Genomic DNA, 16,061 nt, shown 5'->3' with positions numbered 1-16,061 from the left:
CTATCGAATTAATCTATGTTTATATTCCTTGTGAGGTGGATATTGTTGCAACTTCATGTATTGAACAGTCCGTTTAGCCAGGAGCAGGCAGAGTTACTCAATCAGCTGCTTCCGACTTTAACAGAACAGCAAAAAATTTGGCTTACTGGTTATTTATCAGCACAGGCAACCCTTGCCGGCTCAGAAGTTGTCGCTCCGGCGCCTTCTGCCGCAGCATCTGTACAGCCTGTGAGCAAAGATGTGACCGTGCTTTATGGGTCGCAAACAGGCAATTCCGAAGGGTTAGCAAAAAAGACAGCCCAGCATCTTGAAGAGAAAGGCTTTCAAGTGACGCTCTCTTCTATGTCCGATTTTAAACCGAATAATCTGAAAAAAATAAACAATTTACTGGTCATTGTCAGCACACATGGCGAAGGAGATCCGCCGGATAATGCCCTTTCGTTCCATGAATATGTTCACGGCAGACGTGCGCCAAAGCTCGATCATTTAAGCTTTTCTGTCCTTTCATTAGGTGACAGCTCATACGAATTCTTCTGTCAGACAGGAAAAGAATTTGATGAACGATTCGAAGAGCTTGGCGGTACACGCCTGTTTGACCGAGTGGATTGTGACCTTGATTATGATGAGCCGTTTTCAGAATGGCTTCAAGGTGTTGCCTCTTCTTTGAGTGAAGGTGAAGCTGTATCACTGCCGCAAGAATCAGCGGGAGCCAACAATCAAGCCGTTTCTGAATATTCAAGAACGAATCCTTTTTATGCTGAAGTTCTTGAAAATATCAACTTAAATGGGCGTGGATCTAATAAAGAAACACGTCACTTAGAGCTTTCGCTTGAAGGTTCAGGTCTCGTGTATGAGCCAGGTGACAGTCTCGGCATTTACCCGACAAATGATCCTGCGCTTGTCGATGAACTGATTCAAACATGCGGGTGGAATGCAGAAGAATCCGTCACCGTTCATAAAAATGGAGACACTCTTCCTTTAAAAGAAGCACTCACCTCGCATTTTGAGATCACGGTTTTAACAAAACCACTTCTTCAAAAGATCGCTGCACTGACAAAAAGTGAATCCTTGCATGCCCTTTTAAAAGAAGGAAACGAAGAAAAACTGAAAGAATATATCGCAGGCCGGGACCTAGTAGATGCGGCTCGTGATTTCGGTCCTTTTGAAGGAACCGCCGCAGAATTCACGTCCATTTTAAGAAAAATCCCTGCACGCCTTTATTCCATTGCAAGCAGTCTCAAAGCAAATGACGAAGAGGTTCATTTGACGATAGGGGCTGTCAGATATGATGCGCACGGCAGAGAACGCCAAGGTGTCTGTTCGATTTTATGTGCAGAGCGCCTGCAGCCAGGTGATACGTTACCTGTTTATATTCAGCACAACCAAAACTTTAAGCTTCCTCAAGATCCAGATACACCGATCATTATGGTAGGACCAGGCACAGGCATCGCCCCTTTCCGTTCATTTATGCAGGAGCGTGAGGAAATGGGTGCAAACGGAAAGTCATGGTTATTCTTCGGTGATCAGCATTTTGTGACGGATTTCTTATACCAAACGGAATGGCAAAAGTGGTTAAAAGATGGCGTCTTAACGAAAATGGACGTGGCTTTTTCAAGAGATACTGAGGAAAAAGTATATGTCCAGCACCAAATGAAGAAACAAAGCAAAGAATTATTTGAATGGCTTGAGCAAGGTGCTTACGTGTATATTTGCGGAGATGAAAAGCATATGGCGCATGATGTCCACAATACCCTTCTATCCATCATTCAAGAAGAAGGTGCGATGAGCAAAGAAAAAGCAGAAAGCTATCTTGCCAACTTACAGCAACAAAAACGCTATCAGCGTGACGTTTATTGATTTGATGCTTGAAAGAAAGGAGCTTTTACTTACATGGTGAAGACAGCATTAACAGCGCCGGATGGACCTCCGAGCGACGTAGAGGAAATCAAAGAAAAAAGTGATTATTTACGGGGTACGTTAAAAGAAGTGATGCTTGATCCGATTTCAGCGGGAATTCCGGATGATGACAACCGTCTGATGAAGCATCACGGCAGCTACTTACAAGATGATCGTGATCTGAGAAATGAACGACAAAAACAAAAGCTTGAACCTGCCTATCAATTTATGCTGCGTGTCCGTCTGCCTGGCGGAATCGCCACATCTAAGCAGTGGCTTGTGATGGATGAGCTTGCTCATCAATATGGCAACGGTACTTTAAAGCTGACAACTCGTGAAACCTTCCAGCTTCACGGTATTTTAAAATGGAATATGAAAAAGACCATTCAAGACATTCATTCTACAATGCTTGATACGATCGCAGCTTGCGGCGACGTGAACCGGAATGTCATGTGTACTTCAAACCCCTATCAATCAGAAGTGCACCATGATGTATACGAGCTGGCGAAAAAATTAAGTGATGACCTGCTCCCGCAAACAAGAGCTTATCACGAAATTTGGCTTGATGAGGAAAAGGTTGCGGCAACGCCAGATAAGGAAGTTGAACCGATGTATGGTCCGCTTTATTTGCCAAGGAAATTCAAAATTGGTGTGGCGGTCCCTCCTGCTAATGACATTGATGTATTTTCGCAGGATCTAGGCTTTATAGCCATTATAGAAAACGATCAACTGGTCGGCTTTAATGTCGCAATTGGCGGCGGAATGGGTATGACGCATGGTGATACAGCGACTTATCCGCAGCTTGCAAAGGTCATAGGCTTTTGTACACCTGAACAAGTCGTAGAAATTGCCAAACAAGTCATCACCATTCAACGTGACTACGGAAACCGTTCCGTGCGAAAAAATGCCCGCTTTAAATATACGGTGGACCGCCTTGGTCTTGAGAATGTAAAAGAAGAACTTGAGCGCCGTCTTGGGTTTACTCTTTTAGAGGCAAAGGACTATCACTTTGATCATAACGGTGACCGTTATGGCTGGGTAAAAGGCATTAATGGCAGATGGCATTATACGATGTTTGTAGAAGGCGGACGCATCACAGATTATAATGATTATCCGCTGATGACAGGCATCCGCGAAATCGCCAAAGTTCATACAGGTGACTTCCGTCTAACCGCCAATCAGAATTTAATCATTGGGAATGTGACAACTCATAAAAAGAAACAAATCGAACAGCTCATTCAGAAGTTTGGTTTATCAGACGGCCAGCAGCATTCCGCCCTGCGTCGCAGCTCAATGGCTTGTGTATCTTTGCCAACTTGCGGTTTAGCGATGGCTGAAGCAGAGCGCTACCTTCCACGATTGATTGATAAAATCGAAGACATCGTTGAAGAAAACGGATTAAGTGATAAAGAAATCACCATTCGAATGACTGGTTGTCCAAATGGTTGTGCTCGTCATGCGCTTGGAGAAATTGGATTTATCGGAAAATCACCTGGTAAGTATAATATGTATCTTGGTGCCGCATTTGATGGCAGCAGATTAAGTAAATTATACCGTGAAAATGTGGGTGAGGAAGACATTCTAAAAGAACTTGGCTCTCTTCTCCCCCGCTACGCAAAAGAACGAGAAGAAAATGAACATTTCGGCGATTTTGTCATTCGTGCAGGGATTGTGAAAGAGACAACAGATGGAACGAATTTTCATGTGCAATAAAAAAGAGACAGGAACCATCCTGTCTTAGATTGTTGACAAAGGGCTAAAATGAACTTGATTTTAGCCCTTTGTCTTCTTTTTTTCAGCGTGATAGAAAACCTTTGCAGTCTAGGAAGGACGAGCATCGGCGCGGAGCGAATTTGACATTCGTGAGCACCGAAGCGCAGGACTGACACCGAATGCGAGGGTTTGTCTACACGCTGAGACAGGAACCATCCTGTCTTTTTTATTTTTTCTATTTCTTATTCAAGTATTCGGTCAGACTCTTATATACATCTGGATTGTCTAATGAAGATAGATCGGGTGAAGGCTGATCTTCATACGCCCCTTTAAGTAAACGTCGTACGATTTTTCCATTCCTTGTTTTCGGTAAAGCTGAAATGAGATGAACTTCTTTTGGTGTGAGCGCTTTTCCGGCATGTGAACCAACATGGGCTGAAAGCTCTTGGATAAGGGCTGCTTCTTCAAAAGCATGCGGACTGGTCACGATAAAACAGACGAGCGCCTCCCCTTTCACCTCATCCTTTACCCCAATCACAGCGGCTTCATGCACGGCAGGATGCCAGGTAAGGATGGATTCAATTTCAGCTGGCCCGATACGTTTCCCTGCTGTATTAATGACATCATCCGATCTGCCGGTGATGTGGAATTCTCCGTCCTCTGTTTGCATGACCCAATCTCCGTGTGTCCATACACCATCAAATCGTTTGAAATACGTATCTTCATAACGCTCCGGTTCGTTCCAAAAACCACATGTCATGCCGACCCATGGCTTTTTCACCACAAGCTCCCCTACTTCATTTATCACGCTTTGCCCAGCTTCATTGTATACATCTGCCGCCATTCCTAAGATCGCCGCATTAAAGAGAATCGGTTTGATGGGGCGAAGCAGCGTACTGCCTACAATGCCACCAGAAACCTCGGTTCCTCCTGAATAATTTAAGATGGGAATGTTCTTTTGACCAATGGTGTGAAATAACCATTGCCACGGAGCTTCATTCCACGGCTCCCCAGTAGAAATAATGGCCTTGACATGCGATAGCTCAACCCCATCAATCGTTTGCTGCATCGCAGAACGAACAAATGTAGGGGAAAGCCCAAAATGAGTGACTTTCTTCTCGTGGATGAATGACCAGAGCTGCTGCTCATCTGGATAATCGGGAGCGCCGTCATATAAAACGATGGCAGCGCCATTGATCAAGCCGCCAAAGACGAGGAATGGCCCCATCATCCAGCCCATATCAGTCAGCCAAAACAGCCGGTCTCCTTTTGCCACATCCATACATAGCCCGGCATCAAAAGCTGCCTTTATCGGAAAGCCTGCGTGTGTATGAACGGCTCCCTTTGGTGTGCCGGTTGTGCCTGACGTATACAAGATCATCAGCGGGTCTTCATTTGTGACATAAGTTGCGCCGGTGATCGGCTGTTCTTGTAACAAATCATTTAGCAATACATCGTCCTGATATCCGGTATGAGAGGAAGTGTGCACAATCACTTTTTGCACAGTTGTGGTTTTGTTGATGGCATCCGCCACACATTCCCGCATGTTGATCGTTTTCCCTCGCCGCATCATTTCATTCGCTGTGACGACAATGGATGCGCCTGACGCACGAATGCGTACAGAGAGTGGCTCGCTTCCATAGCCTGAGAAGACTGGGCTGAAAATAACACCAATCTTTGCAAAGGCAAGCATGACGGCGACCGTTTCTGGAAGCATCGGCATATAGATGATGGCTACATCCCCTTTTTGAAGTCCTTCTTTCAAAAAGCCAGCTGCAAGACGGCTCACCTTCTCTTGAAGTTCGAGAAATGACCATTTCTTTTCTTCACCGGCTTCATTGCTCCAAATGATGGCGGGCTGATGCCTCGTCTCTTCTTTTTCAGCCCATTTGTCCACAGCCGTTTCGGTGATGTTGAGTGTGCCGCCCTGATACCATTTCGGCCACATCAATGAGTGGTGACCTAATGCCGCTTCATATGGTTTTTTCCACTGAATGCCGACCGTTTTCTCCGCTTCTCTCCAAAACCAGTCTGTGCGATCAATACTGGCTAGATAGAATGAGTCATACGTAGAAAAACCAAGAGATTTCATCCACTGATGCAAACGTGTTTTTTGGCTCTGCTTTTCTTCCGGTATCCATTCTGGTTTCAGGTTGATCATGAGATCTGCCCCCTTTAGACCGGATAGACCGGATGTTTTCGTTTCGTAAATGTCATGTCTTTCGATGAATAGGCTACTAATCTATGACAAAGTTCCGTTCTGAGACGGTCAAATGGGATGACGCCATCGACAATCATTTCAGAGGCAAGCTCATAGATATTCATATCTTCCTGGTATTCCTTCCGTTTCTCTTGTATAAATGAAGCCCTCTCTTCGGGCGGGAGTTCTGCAATTTTATTTGCATAGACGGCATTTACAGCGGCTTCTGGACCCATCACAGCGATTTGCGCCGATGGAAGAGCGAGACAGCAGTCTGGCTCAAAAGCAGGGCCTGCCATTGCATATAGTCCTGCTCCGTATGCTTTACGGACGATGACGGATATTTTCGGAACGGTCGCTTCTGACATAGCGGAGATCATTTTTGCCCCATGACGAATAATGCCGGCTTGTTCCACTTTTGTTCCAATCATAAATCCTGGTATGTCCGCGAGAAAGAGCAGCGGGATATGAAAGGCATCACAGAGCTGAATAAACTTGGCGGCTTTATCAGCTGAGTCGTGGAATAATACGCCGCCTTTGACCCTTGGCTGATTGGCAATGAGACCGACAGGCTGACCGTTCATTCTGCCAAAGCCGGTGATTAACTCTGCGGCAAACAGCTTTTTGATTTCAAAAAATGACCCTTCATCAATCAGTAAATCGATGAGTTGATACATATCAAATGGGGTATTCTGGCCTTTAGGGATTAAGTCTTGGATGGTGGTTTCAGATGGTTTAGGTGCTTTTGCTGCTGTCGTTTTTGGTTTTTCTGTATAGTTGGCAGGCATATAGGTTAAATAATCACGTGCAATTTGAATGGCCTCTTCCTCTGTTTTCGCTAATATATCTCCGCATCCAGAAATGCTACAATGCATTTTCGCACCGCCCATTTCCTCAAGCGATACTTTTTCACCGATCACCATTTCAGCCATTCGTGGCGAGCCTAAATACATAGAGGCATTTCCTTCGACCATGACGACAATATCACAAAAAGCAGGGATATACGCACCACCGGCAGCAGAAGGACCGAATAGTAAACAAATTTGAGGAATGCGCCCAGACAGCTTGACTTGGTTATAAAAAATGCGCCCTGCTCCTCTTCTGCCTGGGAACATGGCGATTTGATCAGTGATTCTTGCACCCGCAGAATCGACTAAATACAGCATTGGACAATTGAGCTTCTCGGCCGTTTCTTGAATTCGAATGATTTTTTCTACTGTTTTGACGCCCCACGATCCTGCTTTAACCGTAGAGTCGTTTGCCATGACACAAACAGTCTGCCCATTCATACGCCCGGTTCCGGTGACGACACCATCTGCTGGTAAATGTTCATCTTTGCACTCTGCAAACATGGCATCTTCAATGAAAGAATTCTCATCTAATAGCAAATGAAGCCGATTACGGACAAATAATTTTCCTTTTTCTTTGTTTTTTTGATGGTAGCGTACTGCCCCGCCCTTTTCAATTCGTTGTTTTTTTAATTCATATTCTTCGATCATAAACATTCCCCTTTCTTGCTATTTCCCTCTGTAATAAGGCGTTCGTTTTTCTTGAAAAGCCTTGAGACCTTCTAGTCGATCTTCTGTATGAATAAGCCGCAGATAAGCTTCGTATTCTTTCGTCAGACCTGTTTGTAAATCGTGATCAAGGCTGGATTGAATGGCTTGTTTTGCTTCTTTTAAAGCAATCGGTCCATTCTTGGTGATTTGTTTTGCGAGTGTGATGGCATCATTCATCAGTGAATCGGCTGTAGAGATACGTTCAATCAGCCCAATTTGAACGGCTTCTTCTGCTCGTAAAGAAGTGCCTGTGAAGATCATTTCTTTCGCTTTCCCGGGTCCGATCAGGCGCGGAAGTCTTTGTGTGCCCCCTGCTCCCGGCAGGATAGCTAGTCCTGTTTCCGGCAGGCCGAGCGCTGCACCCGCTCTTGCGATGCGGAGATCACAGGCGAGCGCGAGCTCAAGACCTCCGCCAAGTGCGTGTCCGTTTATCACGGCAATGACAGGAACGGGCAAAGATTCAATGTCTGTAAAGGTTTGCTGAATGGTCAGAACAGCTTCTTTGGCTTCTTGTTCTGTCATCAATCGCCGTTCTTTTAAGTCTGCTCCTGCGCAAAAAACTTTAGCGCCAGCTCCTGTCATGAGCAAACAGCGGATGTTTGCATCATGTTTGATTTCTTGAATCGTTTGGTTAATTTCCTCTAGCATAGCAGCTGATAGAGCATTGGCTTGTGCTGGTCTATTTAATGTCATGATGCCAATATGATCATCTTGTATTGAAAAATGGACCAATGATGTCATGTGATTCACCCTTTATCAAGTAGTGTGAGACTGAAAAGCGCGTAAACAGTGACTTGGCAGGGTTCGATCCACTTTTGCTTCAATCCATTCAGCCGCTTTGATCAAGCGAGGGAGGTCGACATTTGTTTCGATCCCGAGTTTGTGAAGCATGTGTACCACGTCTTCTGTCGCCACGTTTCCGCTGGAGCCAGGTGCATAAGGACAGCCGCCAAGCCCCCCGCTAGAGGCATCAAACATGGTGATGCCGGCTTTTAATGCTGTATAAATATTGGCAAGCCCCATTCCTTTCGTATCATGAAAATGAAGCGCGATTTTATCAGCAGGAAAGCGTTCAAGTAAAAGGTCTAACCGTCTTTCTACTTGCAGCGGATGGGCTTCCCCAATGGTATCCCCAAGTGATATTTCATCAATGCCGAAGGACAGCAACTGTTCCGTTAATCGCAGCACTTGGTCCATCGGTACTTGTCTTTCATAAGGACATCCAAACACGGTTGAAATATAGGCCCGCGTTTGCCGTCCTTCTGCTTTTAAATCGGCTGTCATTTGTTTGATCACAGGCAATGTTTCCTGTATAGATCGATTCATATTCTTTTTGTTATGTGTCTCACTCGCTGAGATAAACATAGCCCCTAGCTCAAGGTTTGCTTCAAAAAAATGAGCTAACCCCTTTTCATTTGGGATGAGTGCGGCATAGGTAATATCCTCTTTTTTGTTTAATGATTGGGCTAATTCTTTGGCGTCTTTTAAGGCTGGAACCCATTTCGGATGAACAAATGAGGTGACTTCAATATAAGGAAGATGGGCTTCTTCGAGTAAATGGATCCATGTTCGCTTCTCCATTGTGTCCAACCAAACGGATTCATTTTGCAGGCCATCGCGCGGGCCGACCTCTCTAATGAGCACGTTTTTTGGTAATGCCATGCGGCTTTCCCCCTATTCTGTCAGCTCTAAAAGTACCTCTCCCTCGTCAACAAAGTCCCCCTCCGCCTTATACACTTTACTGATCACACCTGCTTCTTCTGCAACAATGGGAATCTCCATTTTCATCGATTCTAAGATGGCGACTTCCTGTCCTTTTTGCACATCATCACCCTGTTTCACAAGAAGCTTCCATAAGTTTCCGGCCATTTGTATCGTGACAGTTTTCATGAACGGTTTTCCTCCCTTTTTTTCATCAGATAATCGGTTGTGATGCTGCCATGTAAAAAGGCAGTTGATTCGGCCATTTCCTTTAAAAGCGGTACATTGGTTTTGATCCCTTCTATTTCATATGCTTGTAATGCTGCTTTTAATCGTTCTATGGCGAGTTTTCGAGTATCACCGTACACAATCATTTTCGCAATCATTGGATCGTAAAATGGGGTAATGACACTTCCGCTCGTTACGCTTGACTCATGACGGATATATGGGGCATCAGGTGTAGAAAGCCGAGTGATCGTGCCTGGCGAAGGGTAAAATGTCACAGGGTCTTCAGCGTATATTCTAACTTCAATCGCGTGCCCAATTTGATGAATATCCTCTTGGCTGAAGGACAGGGGCTCTAATGCGGCAATTTTTAGCTGCTCCTCGACAAGGTCAATCCCGGTAATTTCTTCAGTGACAGGGTGTTCTACTTGCAATCTCGTATTCATTTCTAAGAAATAAAATTGCTGGTTTTGATCGACTAAACATTCAATCGTGCCCGCATTTTCATACCCAATCGCTTTGGCAGCTTTGACGGCCATCTGTCCCATTTGCTGTCTCACAGTTTCTTCAAGACAGACGGCTGGTGCCTCTTCAACAATTTTCTGATGTCTTCTTTGGAGTGAACAATCTCTTTCAAATAAGTGAACGCCGTGACCGAACGAATCAAAAAGAACTTGAATTTCGATGTGCCGTGCGTGTTCAATCACCTTTTCCATGTACAACGTACCGTCTTGAAAGAAACTTTGTGCTCTTTTTTGATTTCCTTCAAACGCTCGATGCAGCTCTTCATCGTTGCGGACGAGCTGCATACCAATCCCGCCGCCACCACTCGATGCTTTTAGCATAATGGGATAGCCGAGTGTCTGTGCTTTATGAACCCCTTCGTCTGCATCATGGAGCGGGGCTGAAACACCAGGAACGATTGGGATGCCCGCTTGTTCCATCGTTTTTCTCGCTTCAATTTTATTTCCCATCTGCTGAATGACTTGTGCAGATGGTCCAATAAAGGTAATGCCCTCGCTCCGGCAGCGCTCAGCAAATGCCGCATTTTCTGATAAAAGACCATACCCTGGGTGGATAGCATCAGCATTTGTTTGTTTGGCAACCTTAATGATTGCTTCCATGTTTAAATAGCTTTCAGAAACTTTAGCACCACCGATATAATAGGCGCTGTCTGCTTCTTGCACATGAAGTGCATGCTGATCAGCCTCTGAATAAACGGCAACGGTTTTGATTCCGAGCCGTTTACATGTCCGAATTACTCTACGGGCAATTTCGCCTCGATTGGCGATCAATACTTGTTCAAACATCGCTGCCTTCACTCCTTTATTAGATCAAGCGCCTGCTTTTTTAAGCGGAATTTCTGAATTTTGCCTGAGGCTGTCATTGGGTACTCATCTGTAATGAAAAAGTATTTCGGGATTTTGTAGCGTGCCATTTTCGACTGACAATAGCTCATTAATGTCTCAATTGAGACCGACTTCCCTTGTTTCAGCCGAATGAATGCGGCTGCTTCCTCGCCGTATGTCTCGTCAGGAATACCAACGACCTGTGCGTCAAGAATGGCAGGGTGAGTGTATAGGACATCCTCAATCTCTTTTGGGTACACATTCTCTCCGCCTCTGATGATCATATCTTTGAGCCGGCCTGTGATTTTCACATAACCGTCATGATCCATCTCAGCTAAATCCCCTGTATGAAGCCATCCGTCCTCATCAATGACTTCATTTGTTGCTTCTTCGTTTTTATAATAGCCCTTCATGACATGGTAACCTCTTGTACAAAGCTCTCCTTGCTGTCCTCTTGGCACTTCTTCTGATGTCCCTGGTAAAGCAATTTTGACTTCAATTTGAGGAAGCGCACGTCCGACCGTTTGAACACGTCTTTCAAACGAATCATCCGTTCTTGTTTGGGTAATGACGGGTGAACTTTCGGTTTGACCATAGGCAATCGTGAGCTCTCTTAATCCCATTTTTTCAATGACTGCTTTCATGACGTGGGATGGGCAGAGTGAACCGGCCATAATCCCCGTTCGTAATGTGGACAGGTCATAAGAGTGGAAATTTGGATGATCGAGCTCTGCGATGAACATGGTTGGTACACCGTGAAGAACCGTGCATTTTTCTTTTTCTACTGTTTGAAGGACTCGTTCTGGATGGAATGATTCAAGTGGAATGATCGTTCCCCCTTTTGTGAGACAAGCAAGTACACCAAGAACAGAGCCGAAGCAATGAAAAAACGGTACTGGGATACACATACGGTCCTGCTCTGTTAATTTCATACAATCTGCGATCTGACTCGCATTACAGACGATGTTTGTGTGGCTGAGCATGACGCCTTTTGGATAGCCGGTTGTGCCTGAAGTGTACTGCATATTAATAACGTCATCAGGCGTGAGCTCATTCATTCGCTTCTCCCATTCATGATCTTCGGTTCTTTTGGCTGCCACTTGAAGACGATCCCAGCTGAGCATGCCGTTTGGTACATGCTGACCGATATAGATACATCTTTTTAAATAAGGAAATTGTGTGGAAGTGATTTCCTCTTGATGAGCGGTTTGAAGTTCTGGAATCAGCTCTTCAAGCATGTTGACATAGGACGTTTCTTTAAAGCCGTCTACAATAAACAACATTTTGCTGTCAGAATGCTTGAGTAAATAGGCGAGTTCCTGTGATTGAAAATTGGTATTCACAGTGACAAGAACAGCACCAATGGAGGCGCAGGCAAATTGAAGAATGAGCCATTCAGGTATATTTGGTGCCATAATGGCGATGTGATCTCCCTTTTGAACCCCTAATGCCATGAGACCTTTACCTGTTGCCTTGACCTCTTGATAAAACGCTTCGTACGAATAACGTAAAGAACGTTCTGGGTAAACAATGGCTTCATGTGCTGGGTGCTGTTCTTTTTTTTCTCTTAATAGGGAGCCAATCGTTTGCGGGTGAATCGACATCATTGCTTTCCTCCCTTATGTTTAGTAAGCGTTTTCATTAAGGTATTACGCTAACAGCTGTCTTGCGATCACGAGCCGCTGAATTTCAGAGGTTCCTTCTCCGATTTCCATCAGCTTGGCATCTCTCACAAGCCGTTCAACACCGCATTCTTTCATATAGCCTGTTCCGCCATGAATTTGGACCGCATCAAGACTTGCTTTTGTGGCCATTTCTGAAGCAAACAGTTTGGCATAGGCCGCTTCTTTTGTAAATGGTTTGCCTTGATCTTTCAGCCAAGCGGCTTTCCAGACCATTTGTCTTGCAAGCTCTATTTGCATCGCCATATCCGCCAGCTTAAACTGAATGGCCTGGAAGGATGAGAGCGTCTTTCCAAATTGCTTTCTTTCTTTTGCATAGGAAAGTGAAGCATCAAGTGCCGCTTGCGCAATTCCGACAGATAAGGCTGCAATGGAAATTCGTCCGCCGTCTAATGTATATAAAAATTGCTTGAATCCTTTCGATTTGTCTCCTAATATATGATGCGCTGGTACACGCACTTCGTCTAAAATGATTTCAGCCGTATCTGAACCGCGAACCCCCATTTTGTCATATGGATTTGTAATCGACAGTCCCTTTTGCCCTTTCTCCACAATAAAGGCAGAGATGATTGGACGTCCGTTTTCATCATGATCTGTTACAGCGGTGACAATAATCGTTCTGGCATAATTGGCATTTGTGATCCAGCACTTTTCCCCACTGATGACATATTCTTGTCCGTCTTGAATGGCTTTTGTTTTTGTTCCTTTTGCATCTGATCCGGCGTTTGGTTCTGTTAATCCGAAGGAGCCAAGCGCTGTTCCAGAGGCTAATGGAACAAGATGGTCCATCTTTTGCTCCTCCGTCCCGAAGTAATAAAGTGGACTTGCGCCTAAGGAAACCGCTGCGGCATAACTTAAACCTGTACTCGCACACTGTTTTCCAATTTCCTCGACTGCCAGTGCATACGAGATCGTATCTCCTCCAGATCCTCCATATTTCTCTGGAAAGGGTATACCCATAAAACCGAGCTCCCCCATTTTTTGAAATGTTTTTACGGGAAATGCTGCCTGTTCATCAACAGTTTGAGCGTGTGGTGCAATTTCTGTTTTTGCAAATTCTTTGACCATCTGACGGATCATTTGCTGCTCTTTCGTTAATTCAAAATCCATTGTGCTTCCCCCTTTGGCGCTTTTCTATCATATTTATTATTGAAATAGCTGCTTCATGCCAAGCTTGATTGAATTCAGAAAATTAAAATAAAAATAGTAGAAAAATAGAGAAAGCAAAAAAGCATAAATGGAGGAAAACCCTCATTTATGCTGTCTTTGTTATTTTACTGTTTTTGTAGAAGGTTTGCTTTCATGATGAAGGCGATTGAGTGCCGTCACTTTATAGGTATAGCTCTTCTTTTGATTGGCTAAAATGTCTTTCGTTTGTGTGAAGGAACCTGTTTCTTTTCTGACCGTTTGCACAAATTCGTATGTCCCTTTATTCGACAATCGATAGACTGCATAATAGGATGCACTAGAGTGCGGATCATTTTGTATCTGTAAAACTGCGCCATCCTCTGTCTTTTTCACAGATTGGATGATTGGTTTTTTTGGCGCTTTTTGATGAAGCCATGGCATCTCTGGTATGAGAGCCGGTTTGCTATAGGTTTCTTCTATTAATCGTTTCTTTACATTCAAGGGATTTCGATTGATATCTTTCAGACTAAAATGCATGCTTCCTTGTACGAGCTGTGACTGCCTGTTCAGCTCGATCTGGCGAAAATACTCCTCTGGATCAGACCAAGCAGGATCACTGTTTTGATTGATTTTATACGTCGCTTGACCAATGTACAAATGAACAGGCTGCCCCTTCACTTCATTTGACCACCATTTCGTCAGCACATCATAGGAAGCGGGCTGAAAGCCGATACTCCAATAAATTTGCGGGGTGATATAATCAATATGGTGCTGCTGTATCCATTCTCTTGTATCAGCATACAAATCATCATAATTGGTCATCCCTGCTGTTGTGTTTGAACCGGTTGGGTCATCTTTTATGTTGCGCCATACACCAAATGGGCTAATGCCGAATTTCACATACGGCTTTTCTTTCTTAATGGAGTCATTGATTTGTTGCACCAAGTGATTCACATTATCTCTACGCCAATCTTCTATATGAGTGAACTTCTGCCCGTAAGTTTCATACGTTTCTTGATCTGGAAATGGCACACCAGCGATTTTATTCGGGTAAAAATAATCATCCATATGCACCGCATCAATATCGTAATTTTTCACTACTTCCTCTATCCCGTCAACAATGAAATCCTGAGCATCAGGAATGCCTGGATTAAAGTAAAGCTGATTTCCGTAGGCGATGGTCCACTCAGGGTGTGCTCTTGCAGGATGATCGGCTGATAACCGGTTGAGATCGGTATGATTCATGGTGATTCGATAAGGGTTAAACCAAGCATGAAATTCAAGGCCGCGTTTATGTGCTTCTTCTATCATAAATTCAAGCGGGTCATATCCAGGGTCTTTCCCTTGTGTACCAGTCAAATATTCAGACCATGGACCAAATTTCGATGGATAAAAGGCATCTGCTGTTGGTTTAATTTGCATGATGACGGCGTTCATATTCATCGCTTTGATGTCGTCTAACAGTTGAATGAACTCTTGTTTCTGCTCATCTGCGGGCAGTCCTTTCTTTGAAGGCCAATCTAAGTTATAAACCGATGCGACCCACACTGCACGCATCTCTCTTGTGCTCTCAAGCTTCCCTTTTGGCATCGAACGAGCTAGACTGCTAGACGGAATCAATAAGAAGACACCCATGAAAACTAGTGTCAGAACCGTCATACTGATCTTTTTCAGCATGTTTTGCATCACCTCATATTAAGTTTATTCTGCGTTTTGTGATGGAATGCCAGCAGATGGTGTAAGCAAGATGTTTTTCATTTTAAGCAGCTGAGCTTTCGGGACGTCGCAGGCTTCTAGTAAATACCGCTCTGCACTTCCGTATGTATCCATCATCTCATTCAGTACATCTTCAAGATAATCTTGTTGCACACCGAGCAGGGGCTGAATTTGTTCTTTTGACACCCGATATAAACTCATCATGCGAACAAATCGTTCTTGTCTTTTCACTAGTATTTTCACGCCTTCATTGGAACGCATGTATTCACTTAAAACGGTATGCACCGGCACACCCGCTGCTAATTGAATAAGAGCAGATAAAAAGCCTGTACGGTCCTTTCCGCTTGTACAGTGAAGCATAAGTGGATAATTTTTTTCATCTGACAGTAATGTAAACAATTGCTGAATCTCTTTTTTTCGCTCATAGAGCATGCTTTGATATACATCTTTCATGATCGGTGTAAAGGATAGAGATTTTCCTTCTGCTATCAGCATACGAAACATGGTCCATTTGCTAGGCATCATGCTGTCAGGCTGCATAGGGATATGAACAATTTTGTCATGTTCCATGATCTTTGGCGGGTGTGATTTTCGTTCTGAGCTTGTACGCAGGTCACAAATCGTTTGAATTCCAAGTGTTGAGAACGTCATTATGTCTTGCTTCGTGAGACGTGATAAATCAGCAGATCGATAAATCATTCCTTGTTTGATGACCATCTGATCCGTTGTTTGGAGTCCCCCTGCCTCTCTAAAATTTGCAAGCTTTGAAAATTGTATGTTGTGTTCATTCATAGAAGTGAAAATCCTTTCTATCCTCTTTTCTCTATCATACGCTTTTATGAAAAATGAGAAAAGATAAGAGAAAAAGATCATTCGATTCTCCCATGTTGAT

The 16,061-nt window shown here is 44.2% G+C and carries 12 protein-coding genes; 2 read left to right on the top strand and 10 right to left on the bottom strand.

The window, feature by feature from the left end:
- Window positions 1-45: 45 nt before the first annotated feature.
- Both FXF70_RS12435 and cysI read left to right on the top strand, forming a co-directional pair.
- The gene (locus FXF70_RS12435; RefSeq protein WP_148780334.1) at window positions 46-1,857 is read left to right on the top strand and encodes an assimilatory sulfite reductase (NADPH) flavoprotein subunit; all 1,812 of its coding nucleotides are present in this window, start codon (window positions 46-48) and stop codon (window positions 1,855-1,857) included.
- Between the two features lie 33 nt (window positions 1,858-1,890).
- Window positions 1,891-3,609 carry an assimilatory sulfite reductase (NADPH) hemoprotein subunit gene (gene cysI / locus FXF70_RS12430; protein WP_148780333.1) on the top strand — a complete coding sequence of 573 codons (1,719 nt, stop codon included), beginning with the start codon at window positions 1,891-1,893 and terminating at the stop codon, window positions 3,607-3,609.
- A gap of 235 nt (window positions 3,610-3,844) precedes the next feature.
- On the opposite strand, the gene FXF70_RS12425 is transcribed toward cysI, so the two are convergent.
- The 10 genes from FXF70_RS12425 to FXF70_RS12380 all read right to left on the bottom strand — a co-directional run bounded on the left by FXF70_RS12425 (window position 3,845) and on the right by FXF70_RS12380 (window position 16,042).
- Complete coding sequence (locus FXF70_RS12425) at window positions 3,845-5,770, bottom strand: AMP-binding protein (protein WP_148780332.1); 1,926 nt, start codon at window positions 5,768-5,770, stop codon at window positions 3,845-3,847.
- A gap of 14 nt (window positions 5,771-5,784) precedes the next feature.
- Entirely contained in the window at window positions 5,785-7,308 is a 1,524-nt protein-coding gene (locus FXF70_RS12420) for an acyl-CoA carboxylase subunit beta (protein ID WP_148780331.1), read from the bottom strand.
- Window positions 7,309-7,326: 18 nt separating this feature from the next.
- Entirely contained in the window at window positions 7,327-8,109 is a 783-nt protein-coding gene (locus tag FXF70_RS12415) for an enoyl-CoA hydratase (protein ID WP_148780330.1), read from the bottom strand.
- A gap of 15 nt (window positions 8,110-8,124) precedes the next feature.
- Window positions 8,125-9,030 carry a hydroxymethylglutaryl-CoA lyase gene (locus FXF70_RS12410; RefSeq protein WP_057079455.1) on the bottom strand — a complete coding sequence of 302 codons (906 nt, stop codon included), beginning with the start codon at window positions 9,028-9,030 and terminating at the stop codon, window positions 8,125-8,127.
- Window positions 9,031-9,042: 12 nt separating this feature from the next.
- Window positions 9,043-9,258 carry an acetyl-CoA carboxylase biotin carboxyl carrier protein subunit gene (locus FXF70_RS12405; RefSeq protein WP_008346646.1) on the bottom strand — a complete coding sequence of 72 codons (216 nt, stop codon included), beginning with the start codon at window positions 9,256-9,258 and terminating at the stop codon, window positions 9,043-9,045.
- Window positions 9,255-10,604 carry an acetyl-CoA carboxylase biotin carboxylase subunit gene (locus FXF70_RS12400; protein WP_017359519.1) on the bottom strand — a complete coding sequence of 450 codons (1,350 nt, stop codon included), beginning with the start codon at window positions 10,602-10,604 and terminating at the stop codon, window positions 9,255-9,257. Before FXF70_RS12400 ends, FXF70_RS12405 begins: the two co-directional genes overlap by 4 nt.
- A gap of 8 nt (window positions 10,605-10,612) precedes the next feature.
- Complete coding sequence (locus tag FXF70_RS12395; RefSeq protein WP_148780329.1) at window positions 10,613-12,250, bottom strand: AMP-binding protein; 1,638 nt, start codon at window positions 12,248-12,250, stop codon at window positions 10,613-10,615.
- Window positions 12,251-12,292: 42 nt separating this feature from the next.
- Entirely contained in the window at window positions 12,293-13,435 is a 1,143-nt protein-coding gene (locus tag FXF70_RS12390; RefSeq protein ID WP_008346640.1) for an acyl-CoA dehydrogenase family protein, read from the bottom strand.
- 159 nt (window positions 13,436-13,594) lie between these two features.
- Entirely contained in the window at window positions 13,595-15,130 is a 1,536-nt protein-coding gene (locus tag FXF70_RS12385; RefSeq protein ID WP_148780328.1) for a glycoside hydrolase family 10-like protein, read from the bottom strand.
- A 24-nt stretch (window positions 15,131-15,154) separates the two neighbouring features.
- Window positions 15,155-16,042 carry a tyrosine-protein phosphatase gene (locus FXF70_RS12380; RefSeq protein ID WP_148780327.1) on the bottom strand — a complete coding sequence of 296 codons (888 nt, stop codon included), beginning with the start codon at window positions 16,040-16,042 and terminating at the stop codon, window positions 15,155-15,157.
- Between the last annotated feature and the right edge of the window lie 19 nt (window positions 16,043-16,061).

Source organism: Bacillus sp. Y3 (assembly GCF_008123875.1).
Classification (GTDB): domain Bacteria; phylum Bacillota; class Bacilli; order Bacillales; family Bacillaceae; genus Bacillus; species Bacillus altitudinis.
The sequence above is the reverse complement of the archived record's forward strand: the minus strand, read 5'-3'. Positions and strand labels throughout refer to the sequence as shown.